The 22,009-nt window shown below is 40.3% G+C and carries 24 protein-coding genes and 1 pseudogene; 13 read left to right on the top strand and 12 right to left on the bottom strand.

The annotated features are described in order from the left end of the window. Nucleotides 1-124 precede the first annotated feature (124 nt). Nucleotides 125-1,791 (top strand): annotated as a pseudogene (ettA, locus tag JCM15074_RS21770) (energy-dependent translational throttle protein EttA). 73 nt (nt 1,792-1,864) lie between these two features. Here ettA and fkpA read toward each other — a convergent pair. Continuing rightward, entirely contained in the window at nt 1,865-2,653 is a 789-nt protein-coding gene (gene fkpA, locus JCM15074_RS10320) for an FKBP-type peptidyl-prolyl cis-trans isomerase (RefSeq protein WP_025821134.1), read from the bottom strand. 265 nt (nt 2,654-2,918) lie between these two features. On the opposite strand from fkpA, the gene JCM15074_RS10315 reads away from it, so the two are divergent. The 6 genes from JCM15074_RS10315 (at nt 2,919) to JCM15074_RS10290 (ending at nt 7,526) form a co-directional block, all read left to right on the top strand. Further along, nucleotides 2,919-3,131, top strand: coding sequence for a SlyX family protein (locus JCM15074_RS10315; protein ID WP_025821133.1), 213 nt, complete (start codon nt 2,919-2,921; stop codon nt 3,129-3,131). A 525-nt stretch (nt 3,132-3,656) separates the two neighbouring features. Next, nucleotides 3,657-5,027 (top strand): COG3014 family protein, encoded by a 1,371-nt coding sequence (locus JCM15074_RS10310; RefSeq protein ID WP_037469547.1) that lies wholly within the window; start codon nt 3,657-3,659, stop codon nt 5,025-5,027. A gap of 20 nt (nt 5,028-5,047) precedes the next feature. Continuing rightward, nucleotides 5,048-5,641: a penicillin-binding protein activator LpoB gene (gene lpoB / locus JCM15074_RS10305; protein ID WP_148300775.1), complete on the top strand. Its 594-nt coding sequence runs from the start codon at nt 5,048-5,050 to the stop codon at nt 5,639-5,641. Between the two features lie 63 nt (nt 5,642-5,704). Beyond that, nucleotides 5,705-6,025, top strand: coding sequence for a hypothetical protein (locus JCM15074_RS10300; protein ID WP_037469544.1), 321 nt, complete (start codon nt 5,705-5,707; stop codon nt 6,023-6,025). Between the two features lie 143 nt (nt 6,026-6,168). Beyond that, nucleotides 6,169-6,729, top strand: a complete 561-nt coding sequence (locus JCM15074_RS10295) for a hypothetical protein (protein ID WP_025821129.1) — start codon at nt 6,169-6,171, stop codon at nt 6,727-6,729. Then, on the top strand, nt 6,726-7,526 hold the full coding sequence (locus JCM15074_RS10290; RefSeq protein ID WP_025821128.1) for a M1 aminopeptidase family protein: 801 nt from the start codon (nt 6,726-6,728) through the stop codon (nt 7,524-7,526). Before JCM15074_RS10295 ends, JCM15074_RS10290 begins: the two co-directional genes overlap by 4 nt. A gap of 57 nt (nt 7,527-7,583) precedes the next feature. Here the strand turns inward: JCM15074_RS10290 and JCM15074_RS10285 are convergent, their stop codons facing one another. The 4 genes from JCM15074_RS10285 to JCM15074_RS10270 all read right to left on the bottom strand — a co-directional run bounded on the left by JCM15074_RS10285 (nt 7,584) and on the right by JCM15074_RS10270 (nt 11,330). After that, the gene (locus tag JCM15074_RS10285; RefSeq protein ID WP_025821127.1) at nt 7,584-8,144 is read right to left on the bottom strand and encodes a phosphoribosyltransferase; all 561 of its coding nucleotides are present in this window, start codon (nt 8,142-8,144) and stop codon (nt 7,584-7,586) included. A 230-nt stretch (nt 8,145-8,374) separates the two neighbouring features. Next, nucleotides 8,375-10,123 (bottom strand): alkaline phosphatase D family protein, encoded by a 1,749-nt coding sequence (locus JCM15074_RS10280; RefSeq protein ID WP_025821126.1) that lies wholly within the window; start codon nt 10,121-10,123, stop codon nt 8,375-8,377. 76 nt (nt 10,124-10,199) lie between these two features. Then, nucleotides 10,200-10,889 (bottom strand): LrgB family protein, encoded by a 690-nt coding sequence (locus JCM15074_RS10275; protein WP_025821125.1) that lies wholly within the window; start codon nt 10,887-10,889, stop codon nt 10,200-10,202. A 9-nt stretch (nt 10,890-10,898) separates the two neighbouring features. Further along, nucleotides 10,899-11,330, bottom strand: coding sequence for a CidA/LrgA family protein (locus tag JCM15074_RS10270; RefSeq protein WP_025821124.1), 432 nt, complete (start codon nt 11,328-11,330; stop codon nt 10,899-10,901). 368 nt (nt 11,331-11,698) lie between these two features. Here JCM15074_RS10270 and JCM15074_RS10265 point away from each other — a divergent pair, with 368 nt between their 5' ends. From JCM15074_RS10265 to JCM15074_RS10255, 3 genes are read left to right on the top strand one after another with little or no spacing between them, the layout of a single operon-like run. After that, nucleotides 11,699-12,421, top strand: a complete 723-nt coding sequence (locus tag JCM15074_RS10265; protein ID WP_025821123.1) for a basic amino acid ABC transporter substrate-binding protein — start codon at nt 11,699-11,701, stop codon at nt 12,419-12,421. A gap of 2 nt (nt 12,422-12,423) precedes the next feature. Further along, entirely contained in the window at nt 12,424-13,104 is a 681-nt protein-coding gene (locus JCM15074_RS10260) for an amino acid ABC transporter permease (RefSeq protein WP_025821122.1), read from the top strand. Then, nucleotides 13,097-13,822: an amino acid ABC transporter ATP-binding protein gene (locus tag JCM15074_RS10255; RefSeq protein ID WP_025821121.1), complete on the top strand. Its 726-nt coding sequence runs from the start codon at nt 13,097-13,099 to the stop codon at nt 13,820-13,822. The genes JCM15074_RS10260 and JCM15074_RS10255 overlap by 8 nt, the downstream gene beginning before the upstream one ends. 175 nt (nt 13,823-13,997) lie before the next feature. On the opposite strand, the gene JCM15074_RS10250 is transcribed toward JCM15074_RS10255, so the two are convergent. After that, nucleotides 13,998-14,264 (bottom strand): hypothetical protein, encoded by a 267-nt coding sequence (locus JCM15074_RS10250; RefSeq protein ID WP_025821120.1) that lies wholly within the window; start codon nt 14,262-14,264, stop codon nt 13,998-14,000. A 62-nt stretch (nt 14,265-14,326) separates the two neighbouring features. Next, complete coding sequence (locus tag JCM15074_RS24345; protein WP_159105281.1) at nt 14,327-14,464, bottom strand: hypothetical protein; 138 nt, start codon at nt 14,462-14,464, stop codon at nt 14,327-14,329. A gap of 536 nt (nt 14,465-15,000) precedes the next feature. Here JCM15074_RS24345 and JCM15074_RS10240 point away from each other — a divergent pair. Continuing rightward, nucleotides 15,001-15,417, top strand: coding sequence for a GNAT family N-acetyltransferase (locus JCM15074_RS10240; RefSeq protein ID WP_025821119.1), 417 nt, complete (start codon nt 15,001-15,003; stop codon nt 15,415-15,417). A gap of 22 nt (nt 15,418-15,439) precedes the next feature. On the opposite strand, the gene JCM15074_RS10235 is transcribed toward JCM15074_RS10240, so the two are convergent. The 3 genes from JCM15074_RS10235 to JCM15074_RS10225 all read right to left on the bottom strand — a co-directional run bounded on the left by JCM15074_RS10235 (nt 15,440) and on the right by JCM15074_RS10225 (nt 18,963). Then, the gene (locus JCM15074_RS10235) at nt 15,440-16,480 is read right to left on the bottom strand and encodes an FUSC family protein (RefSeq protein ID WP_025821118.1); all 1,041 of its coding nucleotides are present in this window, start codon (nt 16,478-16,480) and stop codon (nt 15,440-15,442) included. Nucleotides 16,481-16,572: 92 nt separating this feature from the next. Then, complete coding sequence (locus JCM15074_RS10230; RefSeq protein WP_025821117.1) at nt 16,573-18,255, bottom strand: RluA family pseudouridine synthase; 1,683 nt, start codon at nt 18,253-18,255, stop codon at nt 16,573-16,575. Between the two features lie 111 nt (nt 18,256-18,366). Then, nucleotides 18,367-18,963, bottom strand: a complete 597-nt coding sequence (locus JCM15074_RS10225; RefSeq protein WP_025821116.1) for a carboxymuconolactone decarboxylase family protein — start codon at nt 18,961-18,963, stop codon at nt 18,367-18,369. Nucleotides 18,964-19,141: 178 nt separating this feature from the next. Between JCM15074_RS10225 and nfsB the strand changes: the two genes are divergently transcribed. Both nfsB and JCM15074_RS10215 read left to right on the top strand, forming a co-directional pair. Then, entirely contained in the window at nt 19,142-19,795 is a 654-nt protein-coding gene (gene nfsB / locus JCM15074_RS10220) for an oxygen-insensitive NAD(P)H nitroreductase (RefSeq protein ID WP_037469541.1), read from the top strand. 226 nt (nt 19,796-20,021) lie between these two features. After that, complete coding sequence (locus tag JCM15074_RS10215; protein ID WP_025821114.1) at nt 20,022-20,693, top strand: thiol:disulfide interchange protein DsbA/DsbL; 672 nt, start codon at nt 20,022-20,024, stop codon at nt 20,691-20,693. Between the two features lie 58 nt (nt 20,694-20,751). Here JCM15074_RS10215 and JCM15074_RS21765 read toward each other — a convergent pair whose 3' ends face one another. Together JCM15074_RS21765 and JCM15074_RS10205 are read right to left on the bottom strand one after the other, a co-directional pair. Next, on the bottom strand, nt 20,752-21,333 hold the full coding sequence (locus tag JCM15074_RS21765; RefSeq protein WP_025821113.1) for an HdeD family acid-resistance protein: 582 nt from the start codon (nt 21,331-21,333) through the stop codon (nt 20,752-20,754). A gap of 152 nt (nt 21,334-21,485) precedes the next feature. Beyond that, nucleotides 21,486-21,998 (bottom strand): cytochrome b/b6 domain-containing protein, encoded by a 513-nt coding sequence (locus JCM15074_RS10205; RefSeq protein ID WP_025821112.1) that lies wholly within the window; start codon nt 21,996-21,998, stop codon nt 21,486-21,488. Nucleotides 21,999-22,009 lie beyond the last annotated feature (11 nt).

Raw genomic sequence — 22,009 nt, 5'->3', positions numbered from 1 at the left:
ATCAGGATTTTTTAAGCATAATTTTAAACATGCCACATATTTGAATGGATAACGACATAAGATATTCACATCTCAACTTAAATCAGTAGAATTGGGTTAATTTTATTGGCTAAAGAGTATCAATATGGCTCAATTCGTCTACAGTATGCTTCGAGTGGGAAAGATTGTTCCGCCGAAGAAACAAATTCTAAAAAATATCTCATTAAGCTTTTTCCCCGGTGCAAAAATTGGTGTATTAGGCCTAAACGGTTCAGGTAAATCTTCACTGCTACGTATTATGGCTGGCGTAGACCAAGAGTACGAAGGTGAAGCAAGACCAATGCAAGATCTAAAAATTGGTTATCTGCCACAGGAACCACAATTAGATCCAAACAAAACCGTTCGCGAAGCAATTGAAGAAGCGGTATCTGAAGCTAAAAACGCCCTAACGCGTCTAGATGCAGTTTATGCTGCTTATGCTGAACCTGATGCTGACTTTGATGCTTTAGCTAAAGAGCAAGGCGAATTGGAAGCCATTATTCAATCACAAGATGCCCACAATCTAGATCATATTTTAGAGCGTGCGGCTAATGCCCTACGTCTACCTGATTGGGATGAGAAGATTGAAGTACTATCAGGTGGTGAGCGCCGCCGTGTCGCCATCTGTCGCTTACTGCTTGAAAAGCCAGATATGCTATTACTTGACGAACCAACTAACCACTTAGATGCAGAATCTGTGGCATGGTTAGAGCATTTCTTACAAGAGTACTCAGGTACTGTGGTGGCAATTACCCACGACCGTTACTTCCTTGATAACGCAGCAGGCTGGATTTTAGAACTTGACCGTGGTGAAGGTATTCCATGGGAAGGTAACTACTCATCTTGGTTAGAGCAAAAAGATGCCCGTCTACAGCAAGAATCTGCCACTGAAAGCGCTCGTCAAAAAACCATTGCTAAAGAACTAGAATGGGTTCGCCAAGGTGCCAAAGGCCGTCAGTCTAAAGGTAAAGCGCGTATGGCTCGCTTTGAAGAGCTAAACACCTCTGACTACCAACGTCGTAACGAGACTAACGAACTGTTTATTCCGCCTGGACCACGTTTAGGTGACAAAGTTATTGAGGTTAACAACTTAACTAAGTCATATGGTGACCGCGTATTAATTGATGACTTGTCATTTAGCATCCCTAAAGGCGCTATTGTCGGTATCATTGGTGCAAACGGTGCGGGTAAATCTACCCTATTTAGAATGATTTCAGGCACAGAGCAACCAGATTCAGGCACTATCGAAGTGGGTGAAACAGTACAATTAGCTTCTGTTGACCAGTTCCGTGATGATATCAATGATAAGAATACCGTATGGCAAGAAATCTCTGGTGGCCAAGATATTATGCGTATCGGCAACATGGAAATTCCAAGTCGTGCTATGTAGGCCGCTTCAACTTCCGCGGTGGCGATCAACAAAAGATCATGGGTCAATTATCTGGTGGTGAGCGTAACCGTGTGCATTTAGCTAAGCTATTGCAAACTGGTGGTAACTTATTACTACTCGACGAACCAACCAACGACTTAGACGTAGAAACATTACGTGCGCTTGAAGAAGCAATTTTAGAATTCCCAGGTTGTGTTATGTGTATCTCGCACGACCGTTGGTTCCTTGACCGTATCGCGACGCATATCCTTGATTACCGTGACGAAGGTAAGGTTAACTTCTACGAAGGTAACTACACTGAATACTCAGCATGGTTAAAACAAACTTATGGCTCAGATGTTGTCGAGCCACATCGCTTAAAGTACAAGCGTATGAGTAAGTAATCATCAAAGTTGAAACAACAAAAAGGGCGCTATCAGCGCCCTTTTTAATGAATTAAATTTAACTCAGCTAAAATTACTTTTTAGCTTCAGCTGGCTTTTCAGCAGCTTTAGGTTGTTCAATCTTTAATAGCTCAACATCGAAAATTAGAGTTGAGTTAGCAGGGATTGATGCAGTATCACGATCGCCATAAGCTAATTTAGCAGGAATAACGAAACGGTACTTAGAACCTACGTTCATTAACTGAACGCCTTCAGTCCAACCTGGAATAACACGGTTTAATGGGAATGTTGCTGGCTCGCCACGGTCATAAGAGCTATCAAACTGCTTACCATCAACTAAAGTACCTTTGTAGTTTACAACTACAGTATCCGTTGCTTTTGGCTTAGGACCAGTACCTTCAGTTAGTACTTGATATTGTAAACCTGATGCAGTGGTTTTAACGCCTTCTTTCTTAGCGTTAGCCACTAGATATTCTTCGCTTGCTTTTTCGTTCTTAACAGCAGACTCTTTCGCAACAGCAGTACGCTTATCATTAACTTTCTTATCTAGCGCTTGAAGAACAGTTTGCATCTCTTCTTCAGTTAGGGTCACTTTATCATTTAAGCCATTTTTGAAACCTTCAATCACTAAAGTTTCATCAACAGGAATACCTAACGCTTGCTGCTCTTTTAAGTGAGTCCCCATGTAACGGCCAATAGAAGCACCCACACTGTAAGACTCTTTTTGAGTATCAGTGATCAGTTGTAGTGCTGGCGCTGTTGCCATATCTTCAGCTTGAACTTGCTGCTTCTCTTCTTGATTACATGCGCTTAAACCAAAAACAGCTAACGCGACTAACGAATACTTATAAACTGATTTCATTACTAAAATCCCTTAAATCATGACTTACAGACAGTTAATTAACTTTTGTTAGCTGTCCACTCTATACTAGTTATCACGCTTATTCCAATTGCATTGGTGACAACCATGAATAAACGTTCATAGAGACTAAAATGCGACTGAAAAGTTCATTTTTCAAGTTTAAATAATTAAATTTTTTCGATTTACACTTACTCTTGTATAATAATCCGCAATTATTGCCATCTAGCTAAGCCAAATTCAGCTTAGCCCAGTTTTGAGGCCAGCGATGGATACCCTAGCAGAACGTATTGAAGAGCTAGAAACTAAATTAGCTTTCCAAGATATGAGCGTTGAAGAACTCAACCAAGAAGTGATTAAACTGAATCGTATTGTTGCAGATCAACAGCACCAGATTTTATTCATGATCAGCAAATTAAAATCGATTGAACCAAGTAATATGGCAACTCAAGCAGAAGAGACGCCGCCGCCACATTACTAACTGCACGAATATCTAGTTACAAAATAAGAACGGCAATGTCCGTTCTTTTTTTTCGCTTATTTGCTAAATATCATCAGGTTATACCAACTTGATTAAGAAAGTGAACATTCAGCGGGAGTTCAAGGGGTTGTAGGCAAGGTCAGTATTTGCTCCTGCAATACTGACATTCACCACATCCATGTGGCTTGCGGATATTTGAATGGAATAGTGATTCTATTTTGAAAATATTCAACGCAGTATACAGCCCCTTGAAACCCGCACGAAGTGAGTTTTTCAGACCTTTCCATTTCGTTGTTGCATTGATTTGAAAGGGAATAGCCATTACTGTATCAATGCGCCTAGAACTGAAAAGTCTGACAAGCTCTGAATAGCTCACATCTTTAATCAAATTGGTATTATATATTGTTCTAGCCAAGCGAACCTGAATATAAGCAATAACCTATTATAATAGAGTAGAGGTCAGCAAACCTAACTCAACAAAGCATCACTAATGCAAAACTTAAATGATTAAATCAAGGAGCAACAATGAAGTTGTCGCGTCATCTAGTCATTATTGGTATCAGCATCAATCTTAGTGCTTGTGCATTTAGTAGTGTATTTGTTAGCTACCCATCTCATATCGCTCCCATCAAAAATCAACTCAATCAAGCCAGTAACACTGATATTGCCAAGCAATTGGCTGCAGGAATTAATACTGATGACGGCTTACTTTATGCTCAAGAGGCGGGACGGGTCGCACAAATAGAGGGCCACTTCAAAGCCAGTCAAGATTACTATCAGCAAGCCATTCGTGATTATCAGCATTTTGATGATAAAGCCAAGGTTAGCTTATCGGATTTAGGGGCGACAGGTTCAAGCTTACTGATTAATGACAATGTCATTCCTTATCGAGGCCCCGGCTATGAGCGCATTATGCTACATCAATATCAAGCGCTTAACTTTGTATTTGAACATAACTATGAAGCCGCATTAGTCGAAGTGCGCCGCGCCAATGAATTACAACAAACAGAGCAGCAGCGTTATCAGAACTCATTAAAAGCGGTCAGTGATATTAATAATGGCACCATAGATGCTGAAGTTGATAGACTCTCTGCGGCAGCGGGTAAAACCACTAGTTCATACCTTAATGCCTATAGCTATTACACCACGGCACTACTCTATGAACTGTTAGGGCAGCCCAATGATGCCTTTATTGATTACCGTAAAGCCGCGCAAATTGCGCCCGATAACCGCTATATTCAACAAGACCTCGTCCGTCTAGCTAAACAACTTGATATGCCACAGTACAGTGATTTTAAACGGCGCTGGGGGACAGCAAAATCAGCAACAAGCACACAAGGCACGGTGGTATTTATTGTTGAAAAGGGCTTTGTGCCTACCAAACAAAGTATTACCGTACCGTTTACTATTAATGGCAATTGGCAAACAGCCTCTATCGCCAGTTATTTACCTAATTACCAAATGGTGACCCCAACCACAATTAGCGGCTTAGGTCAGCCTCTCACCACAGCGCCTATCGCCAATATAGGCGCACTTGCGATAACCGCATTAAAAGAAGATTTACCCGCAGCATTAGCAAGACAGGCTGCACGAGTTTATGCAAAATCAAGATTAAACCAGTCTTTTGAACGAGATGATAATAGCCAAAGTAATGCCGCAAGTGTGGCATCATTAGCCATTCAAATATTTAATGTTGTCACAGAACAAGCTGATTTACGCAGCTGGTTAACACTCCCAAAGCAAGCACAAATTGCACGCCAATATGTCAAAGGAGGTCAATACACTATCAGCCTGAACCATAGCACCCAGTCAATTCAAGTCAAAGCCGGCCATACAACACTAGTGTGGGCAATTGACACTGGTAATTACACCTATTTTCATTCAATAATTATTTAACGACCGATATGGAACTGACTATGAAACAAGTAAAATATATTGTAATGCTCGCGCTCGCTGTTGGCCTTGCTGGCTGTCAAACGAAGGTTGAGTATGGTAACGCGACTGCAGTTGAAACCGTAAATGAGAACTTTGGTTCAACTGACTTGCAAGAAATTGCAGCTAAAATGGTTGATAGCATGCTGACTTTCCCACCAGTAGTTGCACTCACCGCCCATGATCGCCCGATTATTTTTGTTGATAAAATCAAAAATAAAACCTCTGAGCACATTGATACTGAATCAATTACCGACTCAATCAGTAATAAATTACTGCGTTCTGGCAAATTCCGCTTTATTGATATGACCAAAGTGGATGCGGTACGCAAACAACTTGATTACCAAAACAACTCTGGCATGGTTGACCCATCAACAGCCATCCATTTTGGCCGCCAAATTGGTGCTGAATATATGCTATATGGCAATTTATCAAGCATTGTAAAATCAAATGGCGATGTCAAAGATGTTTACTACAAAATGACCATGCGCTTAATGGATTTAAATACAGGCTTAATTGAATGGTCTGATGAAAAAGAGATCCGCAAAACTAAAGAAAAATCGTTTTTCGGGTTATAATCCAAGCAAGATCAAAAAGCCAGTTACTACTGGCTTTTTTTACGAGTATAGAAAGGGTCAGTAGTGGTTACTATTTTTACTAAACTTAGGATTATTGGCGTATTTTTGCTATTAGTTAGCAGTGTAACTGCGCAAGCTAACACTGCGGAACCGCAGCAATTAAGCTATCAATATCAGCTAAATTTATTAACTGATCATTTTACTGTATCGGGCCAAGTGAACTTTCATTTAGCCAGCAATAAACAAGACTTAATGCTACAACTCAATAATGCCCAAATGCTAAAACTGCGCATTAATGGTCAATCCTTATACCTAATTATAATGGCCAGCAGATCCAGCTTTCAAAACGATTACTACAACGCGGTGATAATCAAATTAGCTTAAGTTACCAACTCAATTATGGCAGCCAACAGGGGGTAATTAACTATCCACTGACCGATTCATTAAGTGTTGATCAACTTAATGCCAATAGTGCAAGTCATGCCATTGCATTATTTAATCCTGAGCACACCAAAGCCCACTTTAGCTTGGCAGTAAACGTTGCTAATGATTGGCAAGTTATTAGCAATACTCAAGCGAACATCACTCAAAGTTCAAGCGCCACGCGATTATGGCAATTTGCAGCCACGCCTGAAATTTACAGCAGTCAATTAGTCCTCGTTGCAGCGAATATAAAACCACCGCAGCCATCACAGCAAACACCTGAACTCACACTCTATAATCTCAGCCAAGACTCAATTAATAAACCCCAGCTGCTAGCAAGCGTTACCTCATTAATCAATAAAATAGCGCTGATTACTGCCAGTCCTTACCCTGCACAGCAACTCAATATTGTGGTGGCTCCAGCCCCAATCAATATTACGCCAATGACCCCGGCAACATTGATGCTTAGACCTGAACAACTGACCAGTCCGCAGCTAACATCGATACTGGCGCAACAATTAAGTCAACAATGGTTTGGTATCAAAGTCGCAGATAAACCACAAACAAAAGGCTTAACCATGGCATCGCCACTTATATTGCAACCATTGTCAGTGGAGAAGCTAACAATAATGACCTTATTAGCCAACAAACAGAACGCTTATTGAGTGCATTAACGCATAAATTATCAGATAGTGACTTCAGCGCCGGATTAGCCCTGTATTTACAACACAACAGCTTTAAACAGGCAGGGATCAAGCAACTTATCAAAGCATTTTCACAGGCTAGCCAACAGGATTTAAACTCTTGGTATCAAAGTTTTAAACTAGAACAAAATCCAACTCAATTGAGCTATCAACTGCAATGCGAACAAGGCAAAGTCAGCGTACTGACACTGGATGTGATCAGCTTAAATCAGCAAGCAATAGCTAATCGTATCGTTACCCTCACCAGCTACACTCAGGGTCTGCACGAGCTACATAAACAACAAACACAAACATTGCCATTAACAGGCGCTGTCACACAGGTTAAGCAATTAATTGGCTACCGATGCCCAAACTTAATCTTAGCGACCACCGCAAATAATGAGCACTTTTACAGTTTATTTAGTCAAGCCAGTTTACAAACCATTAAAAGCAGCTTGAACAAGATTAAAGACAGTCAAATTAGACAGCAAATTTGGCAGCAACTAGGTAAAAACCTAATGGCAGAAAAGATGGATACCCGCAGTTATTTACAAACGGTTTTTGTCAATTATGCAGATGAAGATAAGCTTGCCATATTACAGCTTATCGCCGCTCAACTTGAGCAGCTACAAGCAACGCCGACACTGTGGCGCAGCTTACCGCAAGGTTATCAACAACGAGTTCAGCAAGGCTTACGTCAATTAGCACAGCGACGAATAATGCAGTTACCCGCTAATAGTGAGCTAACTCAGTTTTGGCAGACTCAGCTTAATAAATAACGCCATAAAAAAACGGCCAATCAATTGATTGGCCGTTTTTTTATAAATTAATATCGATTAGATAAATAGTTCACTGATATTTTTCAGATCGCCTTTACCTTCTGCAAGCTCTTGCGGCGTTAAGCCTGACACTTCATGTGGGAACACTAACCACTCATCTGAAGAATGGATAAAATACTCAGGCTTTAACGGTACTGCAGTATTCTTCGGCTTGTAATATGGGCAAGCAATACGGATATCATGTGGCATATTTAAACGCATCTGCTCACGTAGATTTTCCATTAGAGCATGCACACTACGACCAGTATCAAATACATCATCAACAATCAGAATGCTGTCTGCTGCATTGGCATTTTCAATAATATATTGTAAGCCATGTACCTTAATTTCTTTGCTTTGCTGGTTGATACCATAGTAAGAAGAAGTACGTACACAAATATGGTCAGTTTCAACTTTTTTGAAATCGAAGAATTCTTGAACTGCGATACCGATTGGGGCACCACCACGCCAAATACCAACGATGAATTGCGGTCTAAACCCACTATCATAAACTTGTGCTGCTAAACGAAATGAGTCTTCTAATAACGCTTGCGCAGTTATAAAGTGTTTTTCTGACATAGTGGATACTCCATCTTATTCGAATGAACTTGTGTACGCTGTGGTAAAGTCCATGGCCTCGATCAACACTGAATATTTTTATTGTTTAGGTATTCAGCTGATTTTGGGCGCGAATTTTAGCTTAAAATGAACAACTTTGCTTGTGGATTTCGGTTTTATTTTAGTGATTGATCTAAAAAGCAGAAATAAGTTCTGCTTTTTTAGGTAATATCACCACGATTAAACTATCTCTAGCTCAATTTAAAACTATCTCGTTGACAGCTCATACTGTGCTGGCGATCGGTTAACATTTGGTATTCATGGTTTAAAATCGTATCCACAAAATACCAATCTGATTGCGCCTTTTCAGGGGTAAAGGTAACCGTCATATAGCCTCGGTCAAACAGATTGGCATACTGTAAATCTTTCACCAAACTCACCACTCCTGCCTCTGTTGCTGGCACTTCAGCTTCAGGAATTTGCAGATAATACTCAAGCCCAGGTGATGTGACTGAGCTGGTCGCAAACTCAACTCCAACCGCATTGCCATCAACATCAACTAAATTACTGCCCCAAGCATTATGAGTATCTCCTGCTAACACCACTAAGTTTTGTTGACGTGAACGAGCCGTACCAAAAATCACTTCTCGCTCATAACTATAACCGTCCCATGCATCTAAGTTATAAGGAATATTAGGCAGTTGTAGTAGTGCCAACACTTCAGCAGTAAGTAAATGTTGATTCGCTTGTAAATATGCCAACTCTGCTGCGGTTAAACTAGGATCGCCCGCCGCTACGCGGGCAGCTAACTGAGCTAACTCACCTAACATTGCGTATTGACTAATAGAGAGTTGCTGGGTGGCAATGGCTGCGGGTAAGAGCATTTTGCCCATTAACACCTGTTGCCCTAATACTTGCCAAGTTGCGTTAGCTTGCAACAAGGTTCCTTGTAACCACAGCATTTGAGTTTGACCTAACATAGTGCGATTGCTGTCCGTGATCGCTTGGGTAAAATTATCACCATCAAAAGCACCTGTCGCGGGATCGATAAATTGATTAAAATCGACTTGTTGGTCACGCCCTTTAAGACGAGTATCTAACATATGTAGATCGACGAGATCACCAAAATTGAAACTACGATAAATATCGTCATGCTCATCATTACGCCAAGGTCTAATCGGCATCCACTCAAAGTAAGCTTGCAGTGCTGCCTCTTTACGCAGATCAAAATCACCTTCATCAGCTTGATGATTCTCAGCACCATTTAACCAAGCATCATTCGCCACTTCATGATCATCCCATACAGAGATAAAAGCCAATTTACTGTGTAATAACTGTAAGTCAGTATCACTGCGATATTGACTGTAACGCTGGCGGTAATCAGCTAAAGAAAGGAGTTCATGGGCGGGAAGTACTTGACGGTCAAGTTGCTCAGCTTGATCACTGGCAAAGCCTTGGCGGTCATATTCATAAATATAATCGCCTAAATGGATCAGCGCATCAGCATCAACTTGCTTTGCCGCTAATTGGTAAACATTAAAATATCCGGCAGGGTAATTAGCACATGACACCACGGCTAACTTTACTTGCGCCACACTACCTTGCGGCAAAGTTTTAAACATCCCAGATTCAGATTGCGCATCACCACTACTAAAGCGGTAATAATAATTCATGCCAGAGCTTAGGCCTTGAGCATCAATTTTTACGGTAAAGTCGCGGCTGGCATCAGTGACAGTATCACCACTATTTACAATGTCATTAAAACCGCTATCAGTTGCGATTTGCCAAGCAACTTTAGCGTCAGTTTGCTCAGTGGTCACTCTGGTCCACAGAATAATGCCATCATGAGTGGGATCACCACTGGCAATCCCATGCATAAACTGACCCGTTCCATGCTCTTCATTACTATTAGAGCACCCCATCAAACCATATGATAATACGGCAGCGCCCGCACCTTGAGCCGATATTTTTAAAAAATCTCGGCGTGATATTTGTGACATATCTTTGTCCTCTATCGAATGTTCCCACAATAGTGAAACATCAATATGACACAAATGTTAAACGTTTGTTTAATTTTTATCCGACAAAAATAGCAAAGAAAGGTGCGCCCAATACCATAGATACACCAGCAAAGATCATAGTTAGGCTAGCAACAACCCCTTCTTCACGACCATATTCAGTGGCTTTTGAGGCTCCAGCACCATGAGCAGATGCCCCTAAAGCAACACCACGTCCCAAGCTTGTTCTAATACGTGCCAATTTAAAAATAGGCTCACAAATCAAAATACCAACCACGCCTGTCATCACCACCATCACAGCGGTTAGCTCAGGAATACCACCAAATGAAGTGGTTGCTTCAACGGCAAATGGAGTAGAGATAGAACGAACAATAAAGCTATGTGCAAGCTCTGTTGGCAGTGGAATAAATTTGATTAATAACCAAGAGGAAAACATACCCAAAAATAAGCCTGCAACAACCCCAGAAAAAATGGTAATGGGGTATTTCTGAATAAGAGCACGTTCACGATAAATTGGCAGTGCGAATGCAACCGTTGCAGGCGCTAATAACATCACTAACAAATGGGTATATTGAAAATAGATAGGTAAATCAATTTTAAATAGCGCCACAATACCGATAACAACCAGCGGCACTAAAAAAATAGGCGCTAGCCACCACACTCGGTGGCGCAGATAAAGATACTTACAGGCATAATAGCAAAACAGAGTTAACGCTAAACAAACAATAGATAATGCAGTGGCAGACATGATGAATTCCTAACGAGTGGCTAAAATAAGCTGACGACGTCTATGGTTTAAGCGGCGTTCAAATCTAAAAATTCTATCAACCACAAACCCCGTACCCAGCAACACCATAGAAGATCCTAAAATCACCACTGCAATAATGTTTAAGCCATATTTTTCAAATAGTGGCTCATATTTTAGTACTGCGACCACTGATGGAATAAAAAACAGCAACAGATCTGCAATTAACCATGAAGCACCTAGATTGACCGCTTTTTCAGGAACCACTTTAAAAGAGAGTAAAATCAGTAATAACGTCATCCCCAATACTGCACCTGGAATAGGAGACCCTAAATACACCGCAATGGTATGAGTAAACCAAGCCAATAAACAGAGAAAAGCGACTTGTAATAATAGTTGTAACAGCTTAAATGAGCGTGATTTAACAGCAGGTAGAGGAGACATAAAGCAGCAACCTAGTTGCGTAAAATTAATGAGAGATACAGTGTAAGCCCACCCTATAAATAAAAATAATGAATAATGAGAATTTTAATTATTCCATTTTGTTATCATGACTAATTTAGGCTGTTATTTGTCCATTTTAGCCATTTCACAATTTGTCACATTCAGCATATTTATCTAAAAAAACAACCTTAAGCATCATACAGTCATACCTGTAACTCACGAAATAACCTATATAAACTGCTACTAAACAAATCGATAGATAATGTTATTTTGAAATAATAATTCACTTTTTTTGAATAATTATTTACATGAGTAAGTTTCAGCATTATAGTGCATTCAATCAAGAATAATCATAAATCGAGAATGATATGAATAAGTTACCTCTAGCTGCTCTACTTGCTCTTAGTTTAAGCGCCTGCCAACAAAGCAATGATGTTTTAGTCGTTGGTACTAATGCGACCTTCCCTCCATTTGAATATATGGGCGGTACCGATGGCTCAACCGTGATCGGCTTTGATATCGACCTTGCTAAGCAGATTGCTAAAGATGCAGGCAAAACATTAAAAGTCGAAAATATGAATTTCGATTCACTTATCGTCGCGCTTAACAAAGGCAAGATTGACTTTATTGCCTCAGGTATGACTATCACTCCTGAAAGACAGGCAAATGTTGATTTCTCAGAACCTTATTACGAAGCAACTCAAGCCGTATTAGTGCAAGTTAATAACGCGACCATTAACACTGAAGCCGATTTAAAAGATAAGAAAATTGGGGTGCAATTGGGCTCTACCGGAGACATTATGGCAAAGTCACTCACCCCCGCGGTGACGGCCTTTAATAGCGGTTTCGAGGCGGTGATGGAACTTAACAATGGCAAAATTGATGCGGTTATTTTTGATAAAGAACCAGCCCAAAGCTTTTTAGCTAAAAACCCTACACTTAAGCAAGTACCTATGACCTTTACCACGGAATATTATGGTTTTGCAGTGAGTAAAGATAACCCAGAACTCGTTGCCACCATTAACCAAAGCTTGAATAAAATGAAAGCCAATGGCGAATATCAGTCACTATTATCAAAATACATGAAGTAAAGATTATGGATGCCATTTATACATCATTATTTGAACCAATAGGCGCAGACGGCATGATCGGTATCTTACTGATCTTGAATGGTCTAAAAGTCACCTTAATTGTCACTTTTTTCGCAATGATTTTAGGTGCCTTACTCGGCATAATAATCACATATTGTAAAACATCGGGTAAATGGTATCTCAAGTTACCCGCTGATATTTATGTCGGTATTATTCGCGGAACACCAGTCGTCATCCAATTAGTCATTCTGTATTTTGTTATTTTGGCATCATTTGACATTGATAAAGTTACCGCTGCCATTATCGCTTTTGGTATTAATAGTGGCGCTTATATTTCTGAAATTATTCGTTCAGGTATTCAAGCGGTCGATAAAGGTCAAATGGAAGCTGCACGCTCATTAGGCCTATCGCATAACCAGAGTATGAGACACATTATTCTGCCGCAGGCGATTAAAAATATTCTGCCTGCACTGGGTAACGAATTTATTATGTTACTTAAAGAAACCGCGGTTATCGGCTTTATTGGTGGCGTTGATTTGATGCGTGCAGGTGAAATTATCCGTAGCCGAACATTTGAAGATATGGTGCCACTGTTTACCTGTGCCCTTATCTACTTAATCTTAACTTATAGCTTTACGCTTATCCTTGGCAGATTTGAAAAGAGGTTAAAACAAAGTGATTAAAATAGATAACCTCCATAAACAGTATGGTGATAATCAAGTACTTAAAGGGATCTCCATCAGCATTAATAGCGGTGAAGTTGTCAGTATTATTGGCCCAAGTGGCAGTGGTAAAAGTACCTTTCTACGCTGTTTAAACCTGCTTGAAACACCGACTGCAGGTAGTATCAGCATTGATGGTGAGGTCATTACCGATAGCCATGCCGATATAAATAAATTACGCCAAGACGTAGGCATGGTGTTTCAACACTTTAACCTGTTTCCACACAAAACTGTGCTGCAAAATGTGACCCTATCATTAGAGTTACTGAAAAAAATGACACCGCAGCAAGCACAAGAGATTGCAATACCACTCCTACAAAAAGTGGGACTTGCTGACAAAGCCAATGTTTATCCATCAAGCTTATCGGGTGGTCAAAAACAACGGGTTGCTATTGCAAGAGCGTTAGCCATGCAACCTAAAATTATGTTATTTGATGAAGCCACTTCAGCACTTGATCCGGAAATGGTCGGTGATGTATTAGATGTTATCAAATCACTGGCACACAGTGGCATGACCATGGTGGTAGTCACTCATGAAATGGGATTTGCTAAGGAAGTATCAGATAGAGTGATCTTTATGGATGGCGGTCATATTGTCGAACAAGGGACGCCTGAGCAAGTATTCGACCACACCAGTCAACCTCGTACTCAAGCATTTTTAAGTAAAGTGTTACGTTAAGTGCTACACCCAAGCTATTTGAAGTTGCAGGGCTCAGTGGGTATTTAACGTATTTTGGATAAGGCATTACCGTTAAGGTAATGCCTTATTTAATCTCTTATTGTTATTATTTTTATTTATTAATAAAAGATTAATTAGAGTAGGTTAATATTAAATGGTGACTTACTAATGTAAATTATTGCATTCTTGATTTTTTCAAACCATTATAAATTTCTGTCACTTGTTTGCCGTTATCATAATTAATCGATATATGGCCATCTATATGCGTTGGCATAACTTCATATGACTTATCATTTGAATAAACAAGCTTAATCCCAGTGCCGTATTCAGTGTCAACATGACACCAATATAGCTCTTTTTCAGCCTGATAATCTTGTAATATTTGTGTAGCCACAATCGTGTCTGGATGAGGCAATGTTGTATTTTGGTATGTATTATTCATTATTTAACTCTTATCTTATATTTTATTTTATTTTATTTTTGTTTTATTTATTTAAAACTATATCAAGCAAGGTGGTTACTTACTTCTTTCTTATCAAAGGCTTGGTTAACAATAATGATGTCATCACCCCATAGCATTTCGGTAAGGATTGAATCTAATGTTTGATGTTGTTGTTCACTTGTATATATAACGTTTTTCATTCTATTAATTTTCTGTTTATTACACTGGGTAGCATAACCAATCTATATGCCTATAAAAATAGTTAATTAGCTATCGGTAATATTTACCCAGAATTACTCACATATATAAAAACCATATACATGAATAGTCATTTAAAACCTATTTTGTCATCTGTAACTTACAATTTTCTTAGTAATTTATGATGTTATAGAGATAACAAATTCTTTATGCCATACCGAACTGATATTCGAAATAATATTCGAAATAAACGGTACTAAAATGAATTATTGACATTAACGATGTAGCGAAAGAGATAAGCCGGAACAGAGCAGATATGTAGCAAAGTATGAGGGTTAGCGATTTAACTAGATGTACTATTAATAACTTCTTTTATCAAAGCAACGATATTGTGTCGCTTATTTTATAGATTGTAAAGCTATTTTTATCCATAAGTGAGAAATCGCCAACGACATGGCTAATTTGCAACCAATTCATGGTTAATGTAGTTTAATTATCACTCAATGGCTAACAAGTGCTCTAACAAGGAAGATAGCGAATGAAAATTGAAATCATCAACCAAGAGAACAACGATATTTTTGAAGCCCTTGTCGATGGCGTGCGGCAATTTAATTTCAAACATATGGGCACAGAACAAAGTCAGCCATTATCAGTAGTTGCCTATAACGATGAGGGCAAATTAGTTGCTGGCGTGTCAGGGCGTACCATATACCAGCAATTTTTAATTATCGCAGTTTGGGTTGAGCAATCTTTACGTGGTACAGGCTTAGGGCGTCAACTGATGCAACAGGCAGAAGTTGAAGCCATTAAGCGAGGTTGCAAAGCTGCACAACTGGATACCCTGTCATTTCAAGCGCCTTTATTTTATCAAAAACTGGGGTTTGAAATTGTCGGCCAAGTAGAGGCCATAGCAGCGAGCCCTGCCCGTTATTTCATGCTAAAAAAATATGCCTAACGGACAGCACTATAGCGTTCAGTTATCGCACTTTAACCAGCTGATTGATTTCATGATTAATGGCGATAACTTGTCTTGCTAACTCACGGTTTAACCATAAATAACCGTAATAACTGATATCAGTTTTAACCTCATGATCATCTTCAATTTTGGGAAACAACTGTAAAATAGTTAAATCATCTTGGCTTATTACAAATGGAGGGAGTGTTTTATCAGACTCATCAATATAATCAGCCAGTTGCTTAATCAACATTACCGTTTGCTGTTTCGATTCAAATAACCCCGCACAATGCTTAATCTTTTGGCTACCATATTGATGACTCCAAGGCGTTTTCACCATGTTTTCTAATAGATTAAACATCCTCACCTGCAATGCTGTTATCTCAGTTATCGTCGGTGTTAATTGGCTGACCTCTTGGATTGCACTCGGTGCAATTGATGACAATTTTTTAGATACCGTTTCAAGCTCAGCTAACGTAGCCCGTTGATAGCCCTTTTCGTCTTGCATCTGCTGATTATGTTGCTGATAAATATTTTGAAATTTAATCAAAAAATCTTGTGTCAGTAACTTAAAATGATATGACGCTTTAGCGGCAAATAACCACTTACTGGCGGCCATTGCCAACAATGCGCCCCATATCACATTGAAGGTGCGCCAAGCAGCCACATGCAATTCACTCGGGCCGTTACCCGCAACAAGCACAAATGTAATTGATGCCAGAATGGCACTGTATGAATATTTACCTAAAGTAAAAAATAGAAATATGGCAAGAATAGCAATCAACAGCACATAGTGAGTCACGGCATAAGTGGCAGGTAATAGATACAGAGATAAACCGCAAGCCGCACCAATAATGGTGCCAACAATACGCTGATTGGCTTTATCGACCACTGCGCCAGCATAATCTGATGCCATCACCACAATAATGGTAATGGGTGCCCAAGCACTGTAAGGCAAGGCAAACAGGGCACCAATCACAACGGCAATCACACACACTAAGGTCATCCGAATAACATGAAACAAACGGAGATTTTTAATAATCAACTTATCAATGCTAGGCACAACTTAACCACTTACTAATGAACAAACATTAAGTATACATGCCGCTACATTTTCAGTGGGTTAAATAGCGTTAACTTAGGCAGTGTTAAGCGTTAAAACTCAGCCTCAACCTCAAACTTCATACGCTCGTTTGTTTCAGGATGATTAAGTTCCAGTAACTGTGCGTGCAAATGTAGTCTGTTAGCACGAGTTCCATACAAGTCATCACCTACCATGGCCATATTCAACCCTTGCGGATGAGCACTGTGTACCCGTAACTGGTGAGTTCGACCAGTCTTAGGCTCCATATAGACTTTAGTGCAACCATTGTTTCGACTAATCACCTGCCAACGGGTTTCAGCAGGCTTACCATGCTCAAAACAAACCAATTGCCGTGGCCGATCATTAAAATCACCGCGCATAGGTAAATTAATGATGCCTTGATCTTGTGCCAGCTCACCACTGAGTAAAGCCACATAACGCTTATTAATGGTACGAGCAATAAACTGCGCTTGTAGATGTTTATTGGCCTCTTTAGTCAATGCAATCACCATTAACCCGGAGGTCGACATATCAAGCCGATGTACAATCAAAGGGCCTGTAGCAGCAGGAAACATCTGCTTCATCCGCTCATACACAGAGTCTTGGATATTTTTGCCCGGTACCGATAACAGCTCAGCAGGTTTATTAATAATCGCCATATGCTGATCTTGGTAGATAACATCAATATTTTTAGACTGCGCGGTATTAATTAATAATGGGTCGTCATCCACAGCCATACCATCAAGCATATGCGCCAGAATAGGTCGGCATTTGCCCTGACAAGCGCCATAGAAGTTCTTGTGTTGTCTGATCTCAGATTTAGGCGAACTGCCCCACCAAAACTCAGCTAGAGCAATCGGCTGCATGCCCCATTTAAAGGCGTAATGTAGCAATTTAGGCGCCGCGCACTCACCCGAACCCGCCGGTGGCGTTTGATAAACAGTATCTTTAAAAATACTGCCTAAACTCTTGTGCTCACTTTTAATGTTTAAGAATTTATATTGCTCAAACAAGCGTTGTTGCAATGCACTTGATGCCTGCTTACGTTGCTGTTTTAACGCAGTAACGCCATCCATTAACTGGGCTAATTGCTGCTTAGCACTTTGTAACTGCTGTTCCCAATAAGCATTAAGCGCTTTTAACTGGTTTTTATCAGCAACACTCTCTTTACTCAGTTGCGCTTGTAACTCAATGAAATCTGTAGCATTAAGGCTTGATTCTGCTTGCACTCGGCGCACTTTACGTAGCTTTCTATTTTCAATCATCAATTGTCGCTGCGCAGCAATCGCCTGCTCACTTTCACTGACTTTATCCGCTAAATTAGCTTTATATTCAGCTAGTTTAGGATCCGCCATTAAGTCATTAAGGTCTGCCGTCAGCTGATTAATTCGTACCTGCTCACTTAAAAAGAAGCTATCTTCAGTCAACATATCAAATACAGGCGGTACAAAGTGCGGCAATAAATTGCTGTCGGCTAACTTACCGGAAAATGCTGATAGAAAACCGATTTCTCCTGCTTGATTTCGCACTACTAACACACCAAACATCTTGCCAATGGCACCTTGCTCAATGCCTGTTAGGCCGAAGTTATGCTGCCAAAGCGTTTGGCTTTCAATATGTTGCTGTAACTGCTGCGCTGCCATTAATGACAATGGATGTGGATCGTAGTAAAACGGAAAGGTGAAACGCTCAGGTAAAGAGATATCCGCAATGGCTTGTTTAAAAGGAGTAAAGCAATGTTCTGGGGAGTGCATATAAGATGGTTAACCTAAATAGCGCGACACAATTTGTGAGACAAGAGAGCAAAAATAGAGCGGGATCTTACCCGCTTGGCAGCAACAATTCAATTTACAACATAAGCTTGTTCAACCTTGCGAAGATTCGTCACTCTCTTTAGCCACTGATTTCTTTGCTGCTTGTGGCTGAATCGGTAACGCGCAAAAACCTTGTGCAGGTACATCTAAGGCGGTATTAAACTTGGCCGATAAGTTCTGAAAGCTAATTAACGCAGTTAGCTCAACAATATCATCTTCGCTATACCACTGTTTTAACTGACTCAATAACTCATCAGTCACCTTCTGCCCAGTAATTGTCATGGCTTCGGTGTAACACAATACCACCCGTTCTTGCTCACTAAATAGGTCAGATTGCTGCCAATACGCCAATGCCTTTATTTTATCGACAGAATCACAACGCTCAGCCAATTTCATGCCATTGGCATCAACACAAAACTCACAATCATTCAGCTGTGACACACGCACACAAACTAATGAACGCATAACTGCAGCAAGCGGTGATTTTTTACGGTCTAAAAAACCAAATAACATGGCAATCAACCAAAAAAGTGCAGGTTTACGACCCCATAATTTCGCCGGATTAAGCACTTTGCCAAAGTGTCTCGCCTGCAACCAGAGTAATGGTCTAACCCATAATGAATAACGTTTTTTAGCGGAAATACGCACAATTCTATCCTTTCAATTCAACCCCGCTATGCTAAAGCGTTTGCTTAATAATGTACATGCAAGCAAACAACAGAATCCGGCTATCGATTTTCAGCATTGGTAATACAAATTAAGTCGCGTTAGTATCAAGTACTCTTGATAAATCTGATTAGATTTACTTCCATTTATAGGTATATTTATGATCGATGTTGTTCACTATGCTAAAAAGCGTTACACCACTAAAGTTTTTGATCCTTCAAAGAAAATCAGTGATGAACAGATCCAGCAGTTAAAAAGCCTAGCGCAGTACAGCGCCTCTTCAGTTAACTCACAACCTTGGCACTTTGTGCTAGCAGCGACAGATGAAGGTAAGCAGCTCATCGCCCAAGCAACTGAAGAGTTTGCCTTTAATACCCCAAAAATCTTAAATGCCTCACACGTGCTAGTGTTATGTCGCAAAACTGATATCACAGATGAGTATCTTAATCAGCTACTTGAGCAAGAGCAGCAAGATGGCCGTTTTGATGATGAACAAGGCAAACAGATGGTGGCAGGCGCTCGTGCATTCTTTACTGGCTTACATGTTAATGAACTACATGACGCACCAGCATGGATGGAAAAGCAGGTTTATCTCGCGTTAGGTAACTTACTGCTCGGCGCAAGCTTACTGGATATAGATAGTTGCCCTATTGAAGGTTTTGATGCTGCCAAACTTAACCAAGTTTTAGGACTAACAGAGCAAGGCTACAGCGCCACGGTTGTTTTAGCATTGGGTTACCACGCAGAAGATGACTTTAACGCTAAATTACCTAAGTCTCGTTTAAGCCAAGAAGTGATTTTTAGCGAAATATAAATATAATTAATTTATCGTCAAGCCGCGAATTCATCGCGGTTTGGCGATCTAGCTCACAAAAATACCCGCCTCGTTGTAATTCCATTGCAAAAGTCTTATTTAGCTCACATTTATCTACTGTATTCGACGCATGAATTAAGACAAAATTAAGCTAATAGCATTAATCTACACCCATTCGAAATGCAGTGAATTTAAACGCTGCAATTATCGGCCTAACGAGGACAAAATGATTAAACATATCGCACTAGCGTTGACCTTAGCAATTGCACCATTAAGCAGTTTTGCAAGTCAGTTTGTTGAAGGAAAACACTACAATGTGATTTCCCAAAAGGCACCGAGCAGTCAACCTAAATTGACCGAATTCTTTTCATTCTACTGCCATAACTGTTTTGGCATGGAAACTATGTATATGTCTGACATTAAGTCGGGCTTAAACAAGCAAGTTGCTTTCGAAACTAAACACGTTAACTTCTCTCGAGATCAAAACGATGTGATGCCAATCGAAGTAATGCGCGCTTTGTCAGTTATCCAGCAGATTGGTGGTAACGACAAGATTAATCACGCAATGTTTGCTGCAATCCAAGGTGAGGAAGGCGCGGCAGGTCACGATCACAGTGCACCAGGCCATACACATGAGCCAACAGTAAATAACCGTGATGATATTAAGAAAATCTTCGCTAAGTTTGGTATCGATGGTACTAAATACGATGCATTAGCAACTAACGCTATCACTGAAGAGAAAATCGCTTTATGGCTTAAACAGCAACGCGAATTCCGTATTCAGAGTGTGCCAGCGTTCATTGTTAACGATAAGTATGCTATCGACATGACCCAGCTTCGCACTATTGGCCAGCTAGTTGATTTAATTAACTACCTCGCTTTAGACAAGAATAATTAATAACTAAAAAAACTAGCTAACAACCTTTAGGGCTCCAGGATGGAGCCCTTTTTTCTATCTATTCTTTAGGATTTATCTCTTTCTCTTGTTGCTGCTGTTGTTTACTGAACATACGCTCGCCAGCTCTTGCCACCAATACCATAGTGACCCCTAACATCAACAATTTTACCCCGATTAAAATACCGATAATAAACTCAGTTGATACAGGCCATTGCCACATAATAAACAATGCCATTAATAATGAAGTAAAACCGCCTAACGCGACATAGCCCCAACCGTGATGAGGACGTAACTGGCTGGCGACAGCAAAGTTAGCGCCCGCATCCAGTAAGAAATAAACACACAGCATTAAGGTTAAACTGGCTAAGCCTACTTGCGGCATTAACAACATGACCAAACCGGCGATACCGGTTAACACTGCTAATAATAGGCGCACGCTAAAACCACGACCTTCTCCCGGCCATGCAGCACCCGTTTGCACAAAGCCAGCTATCACGAGCACTAATCCAATAAGAATAGTGATTGCTAGCCCCATCGCCATCGGCAGCGCAATGGCTAACAAGCCTAAAATTATGGTGGCGTATCCCCAAGTTTTACTCGCCTTATATGCGCCTTGCAGCATATTGTCAAAAGCGGCCATGTGTCTCTCCCTCATCAATTAGATAATAAGAGTGTAGCACTCATCCCCATGATTAAAGGATGAAGTTTAATTAATTCAAGATCATGTAAACAAACACAAAAAAGCCAGCAATATGCTGGCTTAATGGATGCTAGGTTCAGTGATAGTGAGTATTACTGCCTGATAAAATCAATAATATGCAAACAGGCTAATACCATATGTACGCATATAAAGCCGACAAAATAATAGGCGACATCGATATGATAACCGCGCCACATAAGCGCATCACTCGTGCCTTGATAGATATACCAAAGCAAGCCTGTCACCGCCGTTGCTAAAAATAGCAGCATGCCGATGCCTTCAACCACGCTAAATAGCCCTTTGCCACCAGCAGAAGGCAACTTACCTTTAAATAGGTTTTTCACATCAGCGGTTAATTGACTGAAATCCAATACTAACCATGGATAATATTGACGCCAACGGCCTTGGCTCATGTTGTATAACCAAAAAGCGGCTGCAAGTAACACGCTAAATAAGCCTAGGTAAACATGCAGTAAATCCCAAAAACTGGCATTAGCACGTAATGAACGGCCAATTAATATTTGGGTACTCCCTAAAATAAGTACCGTTGCAACCACTAACACAATCACATGTAAATGGCGCACAATGCCTTGATAGAGTTTCATCCGTTGCCTCT

This window comes from Shewanella marina JCM 15074 (assembly GCF_000614975.1).
GTDB lineage: Bacteria > Pseudomonadota > Gammaproteobacteria > Enterobacterales > Shewanellaceae > Shewanella > Shewanella marina.
Note: the sequence above shows the minus strand (reverse complement) of the source record. Positions and strands in the feature narration are given on the sequence as shown.

Excerpts from the sequence above, each read along its gene's own strand:
- JCM15074_RS10315 (WP_025821133.1), top strand. The coding sequence starts at position 2,919 with ATGGATACCCTAGCAGAACGTATTGAAGAGCTAGAAACTAAATTAGCT.
- JCM15074_RS10250 (WP_025821120.1), bottom strand. The coding sequence starts at position 14,264 with ATGAATAATACATACCAAAATACAACATTGCCTCATCCAGACACGATT.
- JCM15074_RS10280 (WP_025821126.1), bottom strand. The coding sequence starts at position 10,123 with ATGTCACAAATATCACGCCGAGATTTTTTAAAAATATCGGCTCAAGGT.
- JCM15074_RS10230 (WP_025821117.1), bottom strand. The coding sequence starts at position 18,255 with ATGCACTCCCCAGAACATTGCTTTACTCCTTTTAAACAAGCCATTGCG.
- nfsB (WP_037469541.1), top strand. The coding sequence starts at position 19,142 with ATGATCGATGTTGTTCACTATGCTAAAAAGCGTTACACCACTAAAGTT.
- JCM15074_RS10205 (WP_025821112.1), bottom strand. The coding sequence starts at position 21,998 with ATGAAACTCTATCAAGGCATTGTGCGCCATTTACATGTGATTGTGTTA.
- JCM15074_RS10310 (WP_037469547.1), top strand. The coding sequence starts at position 3,657 with ATGAAGTTGTCGCGTCATCTAGTCATTATTGGTATCAGCATCAATCTT.
- JCM15074_RS10270 (WP_025821124.1), bottom strand. The coding sequence starts at position 11,330 with ATGTCTCCTCTACCTGCTGTTAAATCACGCTCATTTAAGCTGTTACAA.
- JCM15074_RS10275 (WP_025821125.1), bottom strand. The coding sequence starts at position 10,889 with ATGTCTGCCACTGCATTATCTATTGTTTGTTTAGCGTTAACTCTGTTT.
- lpoB (WP_148300775.1), top strand. The coding sequence starts at position 5,048 with ATGAAACAAGTAAAATATATTGTAATGCTCGCGCTCGCTGTTGGCCTT.
- JCM15074_RS24345 (WP_159105281.1), bottom strand. The coding sequence starts at position 14,464 with ATGAAAAACGTTATATATACAAGTGAACAACAACATCAAACATTAGAT.
- JCM15074_RS10265 (WP_025821123.1), top strand. The coding sequence starts at position 11,699 with ATGAATAAGTTACCTCTAGCTGCTCTACTTGCTCTTAGTTTAAGCGCC.
- JCM15074_RS10215 (WP_025821114.1), top strand. The coding sequence starts at position 20,022 with ATGATTAAACATATCGCACTAGCGTTGACCTTAGCAATTGCACCATTA.
- JCM15074_RS10285 (WP_025821127.1), bottom strand. The coding sequence starts at position 8,144 with ATGTCAGAAAAACACTTTATAACTGCGCAAGCGTTATTAGAAGACTCA.
- JCM15074_RS21765 (WP_025821113.1), bottom strand. The coding sequence starts at position 21,333 with ATGGCCGCTTTTGACAATATGCTGCAAGGCGCATATAAGGCGAGTAAA.
- fkpA (WP_025821134.1), bottom strand. The coding sequence starts at position 2,653 with ATGAAATCAGTTTATAAGTATTCGTTAGTCGCGTTAGCTGTTTTTGGT.
- JCM15074_RS10240 (WP_025821119.1), top strand. The coding sequence starts at position 15,001 with ATGAAAATTGAAATCATCAACCAAGAGAACAACGATATTTTTGAAGCC.